Annotated in this window: 12 protein-coding genes; 4 read left to right on the top strand and 8 right to left on the bottom strand. The window is 66.1% G+C overall.

From position 1 onward, the window contains the following. The 3 genes from bcsB to F3J20_RS25000 form a co-directional block, all read left to right on the top strand. A partial coding sequence (gene bcsB, locus F3J20_RS25010) for a cellulose biosynthesis cyclic di-GMP-binding regulatory protein BcsB (protein WP_167284850.1) occupies window positions 1–2263 on the top strand: 2263 nt, incomplete at its 5' end. Window positions 2264–2282: 19 nt separating this feature from the next. Next, on the top strand, window positions 2283–3485 hold the full coding sequence (gene bcsZ, locus F3J20_RS25005) for a cellulose synthase complex periplasmic endoglucanase BcsZ (RefSeq protein WP_167284849.1): 1203 nt from the start codon (window positions 2283–2285) through the stop codon (window positions 3483–3485). Beyond that, window positions 3476–8182, top strand: coding sequence for a cellulose synthase subunit BcsC-related outer membrane protein (locus F3J20_RS25000; protein ID WP_167284847.1), 4707 nt, complete (start codon window positions 3476–3478; stop codon window positions 8180–8182). Before bcsZ ends, F3J20_RS25000 begins: the two co-directional genes overlap by 10 nt. Before the next feature lie 66 nt (window positions 8183–8248). On the opposite strand, the gene F3J20_RS24995 is transcribed toward F3J20_RS25000, so the two are convergent. From F3J20_RS24995 to F3J20_RS24960, 8 genes are all read right to left on the bottom strand, one after another. Next, window positions 8249–9334, bottom strand: a complete 1086-nt coding sequence (locus F3J20_RS24995; protein WP_167284845.1) for a porin — start codon at window positions 9332–9334, stop codon at window positions 8249–8251. Between the two features lie 185 nt (window positions 9335–9519). After that, a complete protein-coding gene (locus tag F3J20_RS24990; protein WP_167043935.1) occupies window positions 9520–10584 on the bottom strand; it encodes a phenol 2-monooxygenase domain-containing protein in 1065 nt (354 codons plus the stop codon). Window positions 10585–10622: 38 nt separating this feature from the next. Beyond that, window positions 10623–10985: a phenol hydroxylase subunit P4 gene (locus F3J20_RS24985; protein WP_167284844.1), complete on the bottom strand. Its 363-nt coding sequence runs from the start codon at window positions 10983–10985 to the stop codon at window positions 10623–10625. A 38-nt stretch (window positions 10986–11023) separates the two neighbouring features. Beyond that, window positions 11024–12640 (bottom strand): aromatic/alkene/methane monooxygenase hydroxylase/oxygenase subunit alpha, encoded by a 1617-nt coding sequence (locus F3J20_RS24980; protein WP_167284842.1) that lies wholly within the window; start codon window positions 12638–12640, stop codon window positions 11024–11026. A 68-nt stretch (window positions 12641–12708) separates the two neighbouring features. Further along, a complete protein-coding gene (locus tag F3J20_RS24975; protein ID WP_167043926.1) occupies window positions 12709–12981 on the bottom strand; it encodes an MmoB/DmpM family protein in 273 nt (90 codons plus the stop codon). After that, window positions 12974–14011: an aromatic/alkene monooxygenase hydroxylase subunit beta gene (locus F3J20_RS24970; RefSeq protein WP_167043923.1), complete on the bottom strand. Its 1038-nt coding sequence runs from the start codon at window positions 14009–14011 to the stop codon at window positions 12974–12976. The genes F3J20_RS24975 and F3J20_RS24970 overlap by 8 nt, the downstream gene beginning before the upstream one ends. A gap of 55 nt (window positions 14012–14066) precedes the next feature. Beyond that, window positions 14067–14342: a phenol hydroxylase subunit gene (locus F3J20_RS24965; RefSeq protein WP_167043920.1), complete on the bottom strand. Its 276-nt coding sequence runs from the start codon at window positions 14340–14342 to the stop codon at window positions 14067–14069. Between the two features lie 71 nt (window positions 14343–14413). Continuing rightward, the gene (locus F3J20_RS24960) at window positions 14414–14710 is read right to left on the bottom strand and encodes a hypothetical protein (protein WP_167284840.1); all 297 of its coding nucleotides are present in this window, start codon (window positions 14708–14710) and stop codon (window positions 14414–14416) included. A 23-nt stretch (window positions 14711–14733) separates the two neighbouring features. Between F3J20_RS24960 and F3J20_RS24955 the strand changes: the two genes are divergently transcribed. Further along, window positions 14734–16614: a sigma-54-dependent Fis family transcriptional regulator gene (locus F3J20_RS24955; protein ID WP_240162897.1), complete on the top strand. Its 1881-nt coding sequence runs from the start codon at window positions 14734–14736 to the stop codon at window positions 16612–16614. The last annotated feature ends 183 nt before the right edge of the window (window positions 16615–16797 follow it).

Here is a 16797-nt window from a genome sequence, read left to right as displayed (position 1 = left end):
GCCGTTCGATCCGAACGCGCTCGCCCAGGCGCCGCTCGCCACGCCGACGCCCGCGCTCACGGCCGCGTCGGTGAAAGCGCTCGGCATGCGCACGCCGACCACCGCCGAGCCCGGCACGCTCGTGACGGGCGGCCGCCGCCAGACGCTCACGTTCGCCGACTTCGGCGCGCTCGATCCGCTGCAATTGCGCGGCGTCGACGGCCAGAACGGCATCGCCTTTTCGGTGCGCAACGACGAGGTCGTGACCGGCGCGACGCTGCATCTGGTCTACAGCTATTCGCCCGCGCTGCTCGCGAATCTGTCGCAGCTCAAGGTGCTCGTGAACGGCGAAGTCGCCGCGACGCTGCCGCTGCCGCACGAGCAGGCCGGCATGCTGGTCGCGCGCGATATCTCGATCGATCCGCGCTTCATCACCGACTTCAACCACCTGAACCTGCAGCTGATCGGCCATTACACGACGCGCTGCGAAGACCCGGCCAACTCGGCGCTCTGGGCGACGGTCAGCAACGCCAGTTCGCTCGATCTGACCTATGCGTCGCTCGCCACCAAGCCGGAACTGGCCGCGCTGCCGGCGCCGTTCTTCGACCGCCGCGACGTGCGCCGCCTCGAACTGCCGTTCGTGTTTGCGCAGAAGCCCGGCAACGCGACGCTCGAAGCGGCCGGCATCGTCGCGTCGTGGTTCGGCTCGCTCGCCGGCTATCGCGGCGCGCTGTTCCCGGCGCAACTCGACAACGCGCCGCTGACGGGCAACGCCGTCGTGTTCGCCACCAGCGACGAGCACCCGGCCGGCGTGACGATTCCCGAGATCAGCGGCCCGACCATTGCCGTGGTCGACCGCGACGCGTCCGCGCACGGCAAGCTGCTGCTCGTGCTCGGGCGCAACGAGGCCGAACTGAAGATCGCTGCGAAGTCGCTCGGCATCGGCCACAGCACGCTGTCGGGCGCGAGCGCGACGATCACGTCGCTGAGCGAGCTCGCGCCGCGCGTGCCGTACGACGCGCCGAACTGGCTGCCGACCCACCGCGCGGTGCGCTTCGGCGAGCTTGCCGATCCGAAAGACCTGACCGTGTTCGGCTACGACGCCGACGCGGTGCGCATCAACATGCGCGTGCCGCCCGACCTGTTCATGTGGCACACGCGCGGCGCGCCGATCGACCTGCGCTACCGCTACACGGTGCGCCCGGCGCGCGACCGCTCCTCGCTGAACGTGAGCGTGAACAACGGCTTCGTGCAGGCGCTGCCGATTCCGGCGCGCGCCGCCTCGATATTCGATCTGAGCCGCTACCTCTCGCTCGTGATGCCCGACGGCACCGCCGACGCGCGCCGCCAGGTGCGCATTCCGCCGCTGCTGCTGACGCCGCGCACGCAACTGCGCCTGCATTTCTACTACGACATTCCGAACACCGGCGAATGCACGGGCCGCCTGCTGCAGAACGTGGTCGGCGCGATCGATCCGAACTCGACCATCGACCTGTCGTCGTTCCCGCACTATATGGCGTTGCCCGATCTGGCCGCGTTCGCCAATAGCGGCTTTCCGTTCACGCGCATGGCGGACCTCTCCGAAACCGCGGTCGTGCTGCCGAACGACGCCGATTCGAGCGACTACAGCCTCTATCTGCTGACCATGGGCCGGATGGGCGAATCGACCGGCTATCCGGTCGCGGGCGTGACCGTCACCCAAGCCGGGGACGTCGACCAGTACGCGGACAAGGACCTGCTCGTGTTCGGCGCGCCGGGCAAGCAGCCGCTGCTGCAACGCTGGGCGAAGTCGATGCCGTTCTCGAGCAGCGGCGACGCGCACACGTTCCAGCTCACCGACCTCGTGTTCAAGCTGCAGGACTGGTGGCACGGCGAGCGCGGCGTCGAACGCGCGCCGGCGCGCGCCGATCTGACGATGGTCAGCTCGAACGGCGCGGCGCTGCTGACCGGCTTCGAATCGCCGTTGCGCAAAGGCCGCAGCGCGGTCGCGCTGGTCAGCGCGGCCGGCCAGTCGGACGCCGACCTGTCGGCGGCGCTGCTCGACGCCGACGTGCTGCCGAAGATTCAAGGCGCAATGGCCGTGATCCACGGCCCCGAGGTGACGATCACATCGAACGGCACCGAGTACTTCGTCGGCCATCTGTCGCCGCAGGAGTATCTGCGCTGGGCGCTCTCCTCGCATCCGATCCTGCTGTTGCTGGGCGGCGTGATCGCCGCGCTGATCATCGCGGGCCTGTGCTATCGGACACTGCGCGCGGTCGCCGCGCGCCGGCTGAAGGATTGATGGAACGGATATGACTCGTATGCGGGTTCGGATCAAGCGGAAAACCTGTTTTGCCATGGCGCTCGGCCTCGCGGCGGCGGCAACCTGCGCGGCGCTGGCGGGTAACGCCGCGGCCGCCCAGAGCGGTGCCGGTGCCGGTGCCGGCGCCGCCGCGTGCGGCGACTGGAGCGCGTATCGCGGCTTTATCGAACGCTTCATGCAGGCCGACGGCCGGGTGATCGACTACTCGACGCCGGCCCAGCAGACCACCTCGGAAGGCCAGTCGTATGCAATGTTCTTCGCGCTCGTCGCGAACGACCGCGCAACCTTCGACAAACTGCTCGCGTGGACGCGCGCGAATCTCGCCGGCGACCAGTTCGACGCGCGCAACGTGCGGCTGCCCGCCTGGCAATGGGGCAAAAAGCCGGACGGCTCGTACGGCGTGCTCGACCCGAATTCGGCCTCGGACTCCGACCTGTGGATCGCCTACGACCTGCTGCAGGCGGGGCGCCTGTGGCACGACACCGGCTATACGCAGCTCGGCGAGGCGCTGGCCGCGCGCATCGCGCATGACGAAGTGGCGAGCCTGCCCGGCCTCGGGCCGATGCTGCTGCCGGGACCGCAGGGCTTCAGGGACGGCAACGTCACACGCCTGAATCCGAGCTATCTGCCGCTGCCGGTGCTGCGCGCGCTCGCGCACGACGTGCCCGACGGCCCGTGGGGCAAGCTCGCCGAGAACGCCTGGCGGTTCGTCAAAACCGTCTCGCCGCAAGGCTTCGCGCCCGACTGGGCGGCCTGGCAGAGCGGTCAGTTCGCCGTCGATCCGAAAAACGGCGACGTCGGCAGCTACGACGCGATCCGCGTCTATCTGTGGGCCGGCCTCGCCGCGCCTGCCGATCCGCTCGCGAAGCCGTGGCTCGCGGCGCTCGGCGGCATGCGTGCGAAGGTCGCGCAGAACGGCTTCCCGCCCGAGAAGGTTTCGTCCACCACCGGCGCGGCAAGCGGCGAAGGCCCGCTCAGCTACTGGGGCGCGCTCGCGCCGTACTTCAAGGCGCTTAACGACGAGCACGGCCTCGGCCTCGCGCGCACGCGGCTCGCCGCGCTCGACGCGAGCGTGCCGGGCCGCGAGCCGGTTTACTACGATCGTGTGCTGGGGCTGTTCGGCACGGGATTCATCGACGGCCGCTACCGCTTCGACGCAGCCGGCCGTCTCGTGCCCGCCTGGAGACACGCATGCGACTGAACGCGCTCGCCCTGTCATTGCGCGCCGCGCTCGTCGCCGGTGCGGTCTGTTGTGTGGCCGCCGCCGCGCCGGATGCGCTCGCGCAGGCGTCCAAAGATCCTCTCGCCGTACTGATCGATCAGGGCAAGTACTGGCAGTCGCATCAGCGCGGCGACCTCGCCGAGCAGGCGTGGCAGAAGGTGCTCAGCATCGATCCGAAGCAGCCCGACGCGCTCTTCGGCATGGGCATCGTGCTCGCCGACCGCAAGGACGGCGCCGGCGCGCAGCAGTATCTGGCGCGCCTGAAGGCGGTCGCGCCGAACTATCCGAATCTCGACGAACTGGGCCGCCGGCTCGGCGAAACCAGCCCGCGCGACCAGACCATCAACGACGCGCGCCGGCTCGCGCAAAGCGGCCAGAACGCCAACGCGGTGCGCGAATATCAGCGCGCGCTCGCCGGCAAGCCGGCCACGCCCGAGTTGCAGCTCGAGTACGACCAGGCGCTCTCGGCCACGCCGCAGGGCTGGGACGAAGCGCGCCGCGGGCTGGAACAGCTCGCGCGCGACAACCCCAGCGACCCGCGTTACGCGCTCGCGTTCGCGCAGCATCTGACCTATCGCGACGTCACGCGGCGCGACGGCATCGCGCGCCTGCAGAAGCTCGCGGGCGACACCTCGGTCGGCGCGGCCGCCAGAAAGAGCTGGCGCCAGGCGCTCCTGTGGCTCGACGCGCGGCCCTCCGACGCGGCGCTCTATCAGTCGTATCTGCAAACCGCCGGCGACGACGCCGCCGTCAAGGCGCGCTTCGATTCGATGGTGCAGCAGGACAGCGCGGCGCGCGCCCGCGCCCAGGAAAACGCCGCCGTCGACGCGCGCGGCCGCGTGATCGCCGACGGCTTCGCGGCGCTCGACCGCAACGACGTCGCGACCGCGCGCGCGAAGTTTTCGTCGGTGCTGGCGACGAACCCGAACGACACCGACGCGCTCGGCGGCATGGGCATCGCCGCGCTCAAGCAGGAGCGTTTCGCCGAGGCACGCACCGATCTCGAACGCGCCTCGCGCAACGGCAATCCGGCGCGCTGGAAAACCGCGCTCGACAGCGCGACCTACTGGACCTACACGAGCGACGCGATCGGCGCGCGCAGCAACGGCGAGTTCGCGAAGGCGAAGTCGCTGTTCGAGCGCGCGATCGCCCTGAATCCCGCCGACGTCACCGCCCAGGTGCAGCTCGGCGAAATGCTGCTCGCGAACGGCGACCCGGCCGGCGCCGAGCAGGCCTACCGGATGGCGCTGCGCCGCCAGGCCGACAACCCCGATGCGATTCGCGGGCTCGTCGGCGCGCTGGCCGCGCAGGGCCGCGGCGACGAAGCCTTGCAGTTCGCCAATCAGTTGAACGCGGAACAGCAGTCGAAGGTCGGCGGCGTCGACCGTCTGCGCGGCGAAGCGCAAGCGGCGCAGGCGCGCGCGGCCGAAGCGCGCGGCGATCTCGGCAGCGCGCGCAGCCTGTTCGAGGACGCGCTGCTCAACAAGCCCGACGACCCGTGGCTGCGGCTCGACCTCGCGCGCATCTACGTGCGCGAGGGGGCGGTCGCGAACGCGCGCAGCATGATGGACGGCCTCGTCGCCGCGCATCCCGAGATGACCGACGCGCTCTACGCGAGCGCGCTGCTCTGCGCCGAAACGCAGGACTGGTCGACCGGTCTCGCGCAGCTCGAGCGCGTGCCGGCCGCGCAGCGCACCGCCGCGATGACGGCCTTGCAGCATCGGCTGTGGGTGCATCAGCAGGCCGAGCTCGCGACGCGCATGGCGCGCAGCGGTCAAATGCAGCAGGCCGTCGCGACGCTGCGCGCGGCCGAGCCGCTGGCCGGCAACAGCCCCGAGCTGATCGGCGTGATCGCCGGCGCGTACCAGCAGGCCGGCGATCCGGCCCGCGCGCTCGGCCTCGTGCGCGGCGCGATGAACGCGGCGCCCGGGAACACCGATCTGCTGCTGCAATACGCCGGCATTCTCTCGGCGACTGGGCAGCAGGCCGAACTCGGCATGGTGATGCGCCGTCTGCAGACGCTGCAGTTGACGCCGCAGCAGCGCGTCGACTTCGGCAATCTCAATGTCGGCATCGTCGTGCGCCAGGCCGATGCGGTGCGCCAGCGCGGCGACCTCGCAAGCGCCTACGAAGTGATCGCGCCGTGGCTCGCCGCGATGCCCGACAACCCCGATCTGCAGGCTGCGCTCGGCCGCATGTACGCGAGCGCCGGCGACGACCGCAACGCGCTCGCGAGCTACCGCGTCGCGCTGCAGCGCCGCCCCGACGACCTGAACCTCGTGCAGGCGGCGATCTCGGCCGCCTCCGGCGCGAAGCAGTTCGGCTACGCCGAGGGACTCGCGAAGCAGGTGCTCGCCGCCGCGCCCAACGATCCGGGCGTACTCGCCACGGTCGGCCGCATGTATCGCGCCGAGGGCAAGCTGTCGCTCGCGTCGACCTATCTGCAACGCTCGCTCGTCGCGGCCAATACGCCGCTTGCGGCAAGCGCGCCCCGCAACGGCGCGGCCGGCAACGTGCCGCGCGGCTGGGAAGCGGCGATGCGCCAGATCGGCGCGACGCCGCTGCCGGGCACCAATCCGTTCGAAGGCAAAACGGCGCTCGCCGGCTCGACCGATGCCGCCGACGCCGCGCAAGCCGCGCCTCCGTTCTCCAACACGCAGTCTTCCTTGCCGACGCAGACCGTGCCGAACTATCTGCCGCCTCCTCAGCCCGCGCCGTATGTTGCACCGTACGTTGCGCCTTATAACGCGCCTTATAACGCGCCGTATAGCGCACCTGCCGCGCCCTATGCGGCGCCCGCGCAGGCTTATCCGAATCCCGCGCCGTACGGCGCGCCCCGCTCGGACGCCGAACTCGGCGGCTATGGGCAGGAAGCTTATGGATCGAGCCAGTCGGGCGCGCCGTTGCAGCCTTATCCGGGCCAGGGACAGGCTCAGGGTGCGATGCCGCCGTTGCCGCAGCAGCCGTACAACGCGGGCTATGCGCAGCAGCCACAGCCTTATCCGCAGCAACCGTATCCGCAACAGCAGCAACCTTACGGACAACAGCCTTACGGCGCGCAGGACGGCTACTACGCGGCGACGCCGTGGCCGATGTCGCCGGCGGCACGCGAAGCGCAGGCCAATGCCGGATCGATGCAGCCTTATGCGCCGGCACGCACGGCCACGAACCCGGCGCGCGGCAGCGCGAAAAAGAGCCCGGCGCAAACGCGCCGCAATGTGCCGGCGTATGCGCAGCAACAGCAGGGTTACGCGCCGCAGCCCTATCAGCCGTACCAGCCTTATCCGCAACAGCCGTACGGACAGCAGCCGTATCAACCCTACCCGCAGCAGTATCCGAACCAAGGCTATTACGCGCAGCAGCCCTATATTCCGCAGCCGCCGACCGGCTACGCGCAACCGTACTATCCGCCCGGCACGCAACCCGCCAACCCGCAGCCGAACGTCGCGAACGCGCAGACGCTCGGCGTTGCCGAAGAGCTCGCGCAGGTCAACCGCGAGCAGGCCAGCACCGTGTCGGGCGGCCTCGTGTTCCGCAATCGCTCGGGCGAGGACGGGCTGTCTTCGGTCACCGACATCGAGGCGCCGATCCAGGGGCGCATCAAGGCCGGCAACGGTCACGTCGTCGTCACGGCGACGCCCGTCACGCTCGACGCGGGCACCGCCTCGACCAGCACCTCGACGCTCGCGCGCTTCGGCTCGGGGCTGTCCACGCCGGGCGGCGCGACCAACGCGGTCGCCGGCAACAACACCTACGGCAGTCAGACCGCGAGCGGCGTGGGCCTCTCGGTCGGCTACGAGAGCCGCAGCATCAGCGGCGATATCGGCGTGACGCCGATCGGCTTCCGCGAGACCAACATCGTCGGCGGCGCGCAGTACAACGGCGGCATCACCGACAAGGTCTCGTACTCGCTCGCCGTCGCGCGGCGCGCGGTGACCGACAGCCTGCTGTCCTACGCGGGCGCGCGCGATTCGGGCGCGGGCCTCGAATGGGGCGGCGTCACCTCGACCGGCGGGCGCGCCGCCCTCGCCTGGGACGACGGCACGAGCGGCCTCTACGTGAACGCGGGCTACCAGTACTACAGCGGCAACAACGTGCCGAGCAACAACGCGATCAAGGGCGGCGGCGGCGTGTATACGCGCCTGCTGAAGGATGCGGACCAGACGCTCACGGTCGGCGTGAACACGACGTTGATGGGCTACAACCGCAACCTGTCGTACTTCACGTACGGCCAGGGCGGCTACTTCAGTCCGCAGCAGTACGTGATCCTGAATCTGCCGGTCGAATGGACCGGCCGCGAAGGACTGTTCACCTACGACGTGAAGGGCTCGATCGGCGTGCAGCACTATCGCCAGGACGCGTCGAACTACTTCCCGACCGACCCGACCCGCCAGGCCACGGCGGCCGCGTTCGCGAACTCGCTCGGCAACCTCGACAGCAACGCGGTCTACCCGGGCCAGAGCAAGACCGGCGTGTCGTATTCGATCAGCGCGGTGGGCGAATATCAGCTCGCGCCACAGCTCGCGTTCGGAGCCACCGCTTCGCTCGGTAATGCTTATGAATATCGCGAGTGGCTTGCGGCCGTCTACGTGCGCTACAGCTTCAGCAAGCAGACGGGCTTGCAGCCGTTCCCGCCGACGCCGCTCACGTCGCAGTATCTGTCGCTGTCGAATTGATGGCGTTGAGGGATGTGCGCCAGGGTGAGCGGTCGGGATTGAACCCGGCCGCTCACGCTCACGGGCTTAGAACTTGGTGTTGATGCCGATCCGGGCCAGCGCCTGCGTGGCGCCGCTGGAAGCGCCGTTCGGATCGAGCACGCCGTTGATCTGCGCGTTCGCGCCGCTATTGGCGCGCTGATAAACCCCGGCGACGTAAACGAGCGTGCGTTTGGAAAGCGAATATTGCAGCGCCGCGGACACCTGATGCGCGTGATTGTCGTCAAGCTCCGCATTACCCTTCATATAGGCATAGCTTGCGCCGAGCGATAACGCAGGCGTGATCTGGTACACGCCACCCGCCTGCCCCATCCAGATGCCGCCGCCGTTGATGGAATTGCGCACGGTCGTGAACAGCACCTTGGTCGTGAAAGCGCCGAAGACATAGCGAGTCCCGACGCCCCAGTTCCGCACACTCGTTCCGGCCACGCCGCCTACGGGCCCGTACTTCTCGTTGGTGTACGCGGCGCCGATCGCGAACGGTCCATGGGCATAGTTCAGTCCCGCGCTGACCGTGTTGTTGGCGCCGATAGAGCCGGCAATGTTGCCGAATCCATACATCGCTCCACCGGTGAATCCGCCCAGATTCGCGCTCGTATACTTCACCGAGTTAGCCACGCGATTGCTGCCCGCGACCCTGTCCCAGTCGAATGCACCGGTGGGATTGTCCGGAATCGCCAGCTTCTGGAACGGACCGTTGCGAGCGCCATAGAGACCGGCCAGGTCCATCGCCGTATCGACGCTGCCGAATAGCGAGTCCACCATGAAATCGTACTGATTGCCGAGCTTGATGCTGCCGAACCTGTCGTTCTGCAGTCCCACATAGGCTTCGCGGGCAAAAATTCCACCGCCGATCATCGCCCCGCTGCCGAGCGAGAACTGATTGACAAGGCGGAATATCGCGTGATTGCCGCCGCCGAGGTCTTCGCTACCCTGCAGGCCGAACAGGTTCGGCGTGAAAATCCCGTCGTCGAACTTGAAGTTCTTGCTGCCTCCTTCGTTGCTCACGTAGGTGACGCCTGCGTCGATCAGGCCGAACAGGTTCACGCTGCTTTGCGCGGAAGCGCCCGTGGCGACCGACGCCAGCGCCAGCATACAGATAGACTTTTTCATTCGATCTCCAATGTCTCCAAGTTATCTGGTTTTCCAGAAGCTTTTATTTTTGTTACGTCATACTGATCTTTTTGATGCCTCCTTGTGCCCGACGCACGCGGCGAGAGCGTAAACATCCTCTGTCTTGCCGGACAGGCACGGCCATCCTGGATGGCCGTGCCGCCAGCCTGCGCGGATCGACGCGCTTATATCGATCTGAACAGCGGGCTTTTCGCGAGCGCTTCCGCGCCGTCCGCATTGCTGAGGAACTTCTCCGTATAGATGTCGCGTTCGAACAGTTGCCCTTGCATCAAGGCTCGGATCGACGCTTCGATCATGACGGGCGGCCCGCACAGATACGCCTTGTGGCCGCGAAAATCGCCGGCGAAATGCGCCTTGGCCGCCTCGTGGACAAAGCCGCGATAGCCGTCCCATGCGCTGTCGGCTGCCTCGTTCGAGAGCGCCGGCACGTAAGTGAAATTCGCGTGGCGCTTGGCGAGATCGAGAAACTCGTCGTGGTAGTACAACTCCAAGCGATCGCGTGCGCCGTACACGAGCGTGATCGGCCGCGTATCGCCCTGCTCCAGCAGATCGAGCAGCATCGAGCGCGGGCTCGACAAGCCCGAGCCGCCGGCAATCAGAATCACCGGTTGCGGGTCCGAGGCGCGTACGAAGAAGCGCCCGAACGGTCCGCTAAAACGCAGCTCGTCGCCGGGCTTCAGTGCTTCGTGCAGATAGCCGGTGCCCTTGCCGCCGGGCACGCGCCGCACGTTCAACTCGATCAGCGTCGACGATCCCGGCTTGCCGGCCAGCGAAAACGCACGCGGCATGTCCTCCCCCGGAATCTGCACGTTCACGTACTGCCCGGCCTGGAACTCGATGCCCTCGCCGTCCAGTTCGACGAAGATGCCTTTGATCGTCGGCGTCAGATCGACGCTGTCCTTCACGCGGCCCGCAAAGTCCTGCACCGGATAGTGGCGCGCGTCCGGGTCTTCGTCGATATCGGCTTCGATCGTCAGATCCGATTGCGCGGTCGCGCAGCATGCGAGGCACTTGCGTTCGTCGCGCTCGAAATCCATCAGCGCGAACGGCGACGCGTTGCCGTGCTCGATCTCGCCATCGACAACCTGCACCTTGCACGTCGCGCACAAACCGTGGCAGCACGCATGCGGCAGCCACACCCCGGCGCGCAGGCAGGCGTCGAGAATGGTCTGGTCTTCGCGAATCTCGATGCTGTGACCGATTGGCTCGATGGTTAGCTGATAACTCATGTCAGCATCTCCCTTTCATCGTTACAGGAATCCTCGGCCTAGCTGCACGAGCCGTGAATACCGGTCAGGCCCGACGTGCGAAAGCGGATCACCGACTTGTGCCGCAGGCCGTTTTCTTCGAGCGTGCGATCGAACGCCGGCGTGAAACGCTGGTTCGAGCTGAACCATTCGATTTCGTCGAGCTTGACCTTCTCCCAGTCGGGATGCGCCGAGTAGATGCCCGGCAGCACGTCGTTCGCGAGCGTCGCGAACGTCATCGACGGCGACACCGGAATGCAATGCGGTGCACAGAACATCAAATGATCTTCCCAGCCGATAAACAGCAGCCGGTTGCCGTGAAAGTTTTCCTCACGGTCTTTCACTTCGCCCTGGTAGCCTTCATTGAGTGCAATAACTGACATGGTGTATCTCCTTCTGATTCAATCGGCGCGGGCCAGCGTCACGCGGCCTGCGCGGCCGCTGTGTCCTGCGCATTCGCCGCGGCGCTTTCCGCGGTTTCCTCGCCGCCGTGACTCGGCTTGCCGGTCCAACGCAGCCAGTTCTTCCGGTCGGGCGAATCCTCGAACTCGTGGCCGTCCTCGCCGACGTTGATGTGGTAGTAGCGCAGTACTTCGGCAAGCGGATTGAAGTCGGCCGCGCTCGGGTCCGCGTCCGGCTCGAAACAGTTGCCCTGGTAGATCTGATGCACGGGCAACCACGCCTGCACGTATTTCTCCGGCTCGTTGTCGAAGATGTCCTTGCAGCCGTCCGAGCAGAAGTGGTACTTGTTGCCGAGATAGTCGCTTTCGCGGTAGCAGATCTTGGTCGGATCGTCGGGCTCGGTGAAGGCCATCGGAATCTGGCAGATCTGGCACAGCATCGGCAGCGTGTTGTTGTAGAAGCGCTTGCCCTGTTTCTGCTGCTCGCGCCAGTACTCGAAACGCGGCCGGTAGAGTTTGTCGAAGGTGGCCGGATATTTTTCGGCGAGCCACGCCATTTCGTCGTCGGACGGAATCCACGTATGCATCGCCGCCGCATGCGTGTAGTTGTAGAAAATGCCCCACGCCTCGTGCGAAATGCGGTCCTTTTCCTTGGCCGCGACCTCGTGATACTTCGGCATGCGAATGCCGTAGCGTTCGAGATCATGGAACAGCGCGCCGCCGTTCTTCTCGAAGTAGGTTTCCCACGCTTCCTGCCACGACATGATGCGCTTGGGCAGCATGTAGTCCATCATCATCGCGACGAGCGTGAGCAGGCGGTAGCCGCGCCAGAACCATTTGTCGACCCACTTCTGGATGATCGGCACGTTGCCCGGGTCCTGTTCGAGCAGGAACTTCACGACTTCGAGGCCGAGCGTCATATGGCGCGACTCGTCCGATTGCGCGGAAAAGCCGAACGTGACCGTCGCCATGTCGCCGTTGAATGCGGCGCCCGACATGAACGGCATGAACAGCAGATTGGTCAGCACGTATTCGAACGAGAACGAGATCGCGGTGACGAACTCGAATGGGCCGGCACTCATCGCGTCTTCGAAATACGACTTCGGCACCGACAGATACCAGACCCGGTCGTGCATGTGCTTGAAGTCGTGGAAGCCGTTGAAGAACTTGTTGTAGTGGCTGATCGTGTGGACCTGCGTCTGCGCGTGGCGCAATTCGTCGATGGCCTGCATCTGGCAGGCAATCCGCGCGCCGGCGCCGCGGAAATTGCGCCCGGCCAGCGCGAAGCCGCGGTGCGCGGCATATTCGAGCGGACTCACGCCGGTCAGAAACAGCTTCAGCGCATTGATATAACGCGGGTCGGTCACGTTGAACTGGCCGTTGTTCTGCTGGAACGCGTCGATGATCGCGTAGAGCTTGCGTTCCTTTTCGCCCTGATACTTCCAGTAGGCGTCCATGGTCAGACGGAACGGGTCTTCCCATTTGTCCCAGTCGTGGACCTTGATGCCTTCGAAGCGGTCGTACGGAAAAATTTCATCCATCGGCTGATAGGTGGTCTCCCAGCCGAGGCCGCGCGTCAGCATCGCGTAGTTTTCCTTGATGCTCAGTTTTTTCGGTGCTGCGTTCGTGGTGCTCATCGTGTATCTCCCATATCGATCGGAGCCAGCGCTTCAGCGCTGACTCCGATGCGATTCATCGTGCCCGTTCAGGCCTTCCATTCAAGAATGAATTCGTCGTCGGTCTCGTCGATATTGCCGCCGAGCGAGATCAGATTGAGTTGCAACTCGCGCAGATCGAATGCGCGGCCGATGCGCTCCTCGATCGACTCGCGCCGGATTACGAGCCGGCCGACCGCGTCGATCTTGACCATCGCCGGAAACGCGTTGACCACCGCATGCGGGTTGTCCGCTTCGATCGCCTCGATGATCGGACGCGAATCGTCGTTGGTCTGAAACGCGATAAAGACGGAATCAGCCATGCTGGGTCTCCTGGGCCGGTTGTTGCGCCGCGAGCGGCACGCCCTGCTTGCGCACGCGCGCATCGAATGCCTCGGCGATCTCGCGCAAGGCGGCATCGGCGGCTTCGCCGCCCAGTGCTTCGAGCGCGAGCGGCCGCAAGGCATCGAGCACACGCGCTTGCCACTTCGCGACCCACTGGCCGAGCAGCGCGGCGTTTTCCGCGGACTCCGACGCTGCGGTCTTCAACGTCGCATCGACCCAGCGGCTCGTCTCGTCGAACCATGCGCTCGCGAACTCGTTCAGCATGCCGAGCGCCGCGCCGTATTCGCGCGACAGACGCGCGTCGATATGGCGATACACGAGCGGATACAGCAAGCCGTCGAGCACGACGTTCTGCGCGACATAGGTCTCGAACCAGTCCTTCACGACCATCGTGTCCTCGGCCACGCGGCGCAGGCCTTGCCACATCGGATCGTCGAGCCACCGCTGTTTGCCCTCGACAAGCGAGGTGCCCGCATTGCCGTCGAGCAGCAGGCCGATACGCGAGAGGTACTGCGCGATACCGAGCCGGTCCATCGAATGGAACATCGTCGCCTGCGTGATCGCCGTGCCCCAGCCGTAGCCGGTCACGAAGCAGTTATTCGTATTGGCGGCCCATTCGACGTGGCGCAGCGGCACCATCAAGGCGGCGATACGCGCTTTCGCGTCGTCGGGCAGATCGCTGAAAAGCCGGCGGCGCGTCACGAACTCGATGTTCTTTTCCATCGTGTCCTGCTGCCGCGCCCGCGCGATCGTGTAGGCACCGTAGTAGTACTGGCGCGGGTCCTTGAACGCGTACCAGTCGTTCATCACGATCGCGGTGCGGCCCTTGTCGTAGAGCGCAAGGCCGGGTTCCCACAGCGGCCGGTAGTGAAAGTTGGTTTCGGGCTGCAATTCCAGCGTCGCTTCCTGGTAGCGCGAAGCCGGCTTGTCCGCGCCGAGCCGTCTCGCGACATGCGAGAAGGTCTGTCGGATCTGCTGGACCGAGGATGTTTTGATGTCGATCTGCATGGAGCAATCTCCTTTGTTCATTGTCTGTTGCAACGCGCGGGCCCTTGCCCGCGCGTCATTCGGCAAGACCCGGCTGTCCGTAGCGCCACTTGAGCTGTTCGAGGTCCAGCGCCTCGGCTTCGTCGTCGCTCAGATGGAACACGCGATGGGTCGCGCAAAAGGACTCGTAGTCCGGTGCGCTCATCACGAGTTCGACGCTCAGGCCCGGATCGCCGATCGAAAAATCGAACTCGACGAAACCGTCGTCGCGACGTTCCCGGACGCGGACATAGCGCCGCGTCACGTCGAAATCTCGCGGCACGGGTTCGGCCGGGGGGTGATGCAGGGGCATCGCTCTCTCCTCATGGTTCTGCGTTGTGCTTCACTGCACGCTTTCATCAAAATGCATAGCAGCGCGCCTATTCATGCAATGGCCATGCCAACGCGTGCCTGAAAGCCGCCCGGCGCGCGGCGAAAGGCGCACAATCCCTTGTGAATCAAGGGAAAAACGCGCGAAAAAAATTTCCGGGACGAAGGCGGCAAGCGCCGTGCGCCGCGTGGCGTTAGATCAAATGATCGAAATCGCCCCGTTGCGAGCGTGATAAAGCCGATCAAATCGGCATACGGGAACACCCGGGGCGTGCCGACCTGCGATTCTCGATGCAGCCATGCGCGCGGCATTGCATACTGACGGCCGGCACCTGCCGGCGAAAAACTCATGCAGTCGTTGGAGAAGAATTGCGATGGTCACCCGAATCAAGTCCGCGGAGCATCCGCACATGTCGATGGTCTCGCCGAAAGGCGCCTGCGTGGACAGCCTGCGCTATCCCGACATCGCGGATCTCATGTCGCGCCTGCACTTCTCGCCTGGCGACGGGCGCATCTGGCTCGGCGATCAGCGCATGCTGCTCGTGCATGCGGGCTCGGTCGGCGCGATGCGGCGCGAGCTGATCGACAGTCTCGGCCTCGACGCGGCGCGCGGCCTGCTCACGCGCATGGGCTACAACTCGGGCGCGCGCGACGCGGAACTCGCGCGCAAGGCGCGCCCCGACAGCTCGATCACCGAGATGTTCGCGGTCGGCCCGCAACTGCATATGCTCGAAGGCGTGACCGTGGTCGAGCCGGTGCGGCTCGAACTCGATGTCGAAAAAGGTCAGTACTACGGCGAATTCGTCTGGAAGAACTGCGCGGAAGACGAGGAGCATATCCGCACCTACGGCATCGGTGCGGAGCCGGTCTGCTGGACGCAGATCGGTTATGCGTCCGGCTATACGAGCGTATTCATGGGGCGTCCGATCGTCTATCGCGAGGTCGAGTGCCGCGCGCTCGGACAACCGCAATGCCGGATCGTCGGCAAGCCGGTCGAGGAATGGGGCGACGAAGCCGCGGACGATCTGCGTTTCATGCAGGCGCAGTCGTTTACGCAGGGGCTGTCGGCGGGCGCGGCGAAACGTGACATACAACGCGACATGCCGCACGACACGCAACATGACGCGCGGCGCGAAGCGAAGGGCAATGCGAACCTCGCCATGTTCGGCGACACGCGCCCACCCACGCCCACCGCGTTCGACGACGACAACATGGTCGGCGCATCGCCCGGCTTCAACGCGGTCTGCCATATGATCCGGCGCGTCGCGAACACGCGCGCGACCGTGCTGTTTCTCGGCGAGAGCGGCGTCGGCAAGGAAGTGTGCGCGCGCACGCTGCATCGGATCAGCGGCTGCGGCAACGGCCCGTTCGTCGCGGTCAACTGCGCGGCGATTCCGGAAGCGCTGGTCGAGTCGGAACTGTTCGGCGTCGAGCGCGGCGGCTTCACCGATGCGACGCAAAGCCGGCCCGGCCGCTTCGAGCGCGCCGACGGCGGCACGCTGTTTCTCGACGAGATCGGCATTCTGAGCCTGACCGCGCAGGGCAAGCTGCTGCGCGCGCTGCAGGAAGGCGAGATCGAACGGGTTGGCGATACGCAGACGCGCCGCGTCAACGTGCGCGTGATCGCGGCCACGAACCTCGATCTGAAGGACGAGATTCGCGCGGGCCGCTTCCGGGAAGACCTGTATTTCCGCCTCAACGTGTTTCCGATTCGCGTGCCGTCGCTGCGCGAGCGGCGCGAGGATCTGCCGGTGCTGCTCAATCACATGCTGCACAAGTATCGCGAACGTCATGCGCGCGACGTGACCGGCTTCACGGGCCGCGCGCTCGACGCGCTGCTGAGCTACGGCTGGCCCGGCAATATCCGCGAGATGGAGAACCTCGTCGAGCGCGGCGTGATTCTTGCGCCCGACGGCGGCGCGATCGACATCGGCCATCTGTTCACGAGCGGCGAAACGATCGACGCGCAGATGTTCGGCCTCGGCATCAACGGCTCGTTGACGCCCTCGGACTCGTTGCTCGATCAGAAAGCGGCCGCCGATGGCGAGGTCGAACGCGTCGTCAGAAAAGTGAATGACCTGCTGATGGGCGCGAGCGGCGAGATCGAGCCGACTTCGCTCGACGATATCGAAACCGCGCTGCTGAAAAGCGCGGTGCAGCGCGCGCAGGGCAATCTGTCGGCGGCCGCGCGCACGCTCGGGATTACGCGTCCGCAGCTCGTCTACCGGTTGAAGACCCGGGGGCTGCGGGTATAGGCCAGGAGCGGGCGAAGAACGAACGAAGAGCGAACGACGCGTCGACCCGCGGCAGGCGCCGGCCGGGTTTGCGACCTGGATCACGACCTGGGTTGCGGCCTGAGTCATGGCCTGGGTTGCAACCCGGGGCGCGTCCCGGGCATCCGGCACGCATTGCGCGAATTCCCGGACCCGCTAGAATCG

It is taken from the genome of Paraburkholderia sp. Cy-641, assembly GCF_011752945.1.
GTDB lineage: Bacteria > Pseudomonadota > Gammaproteobacteria > Burkholderiales > Burkholderiaceae > Paraburkholderia.
Note: the sequence above shows the minus strand (reverse complement) of the source record. Positions and strands in the feature narration are given on the sequence as shown.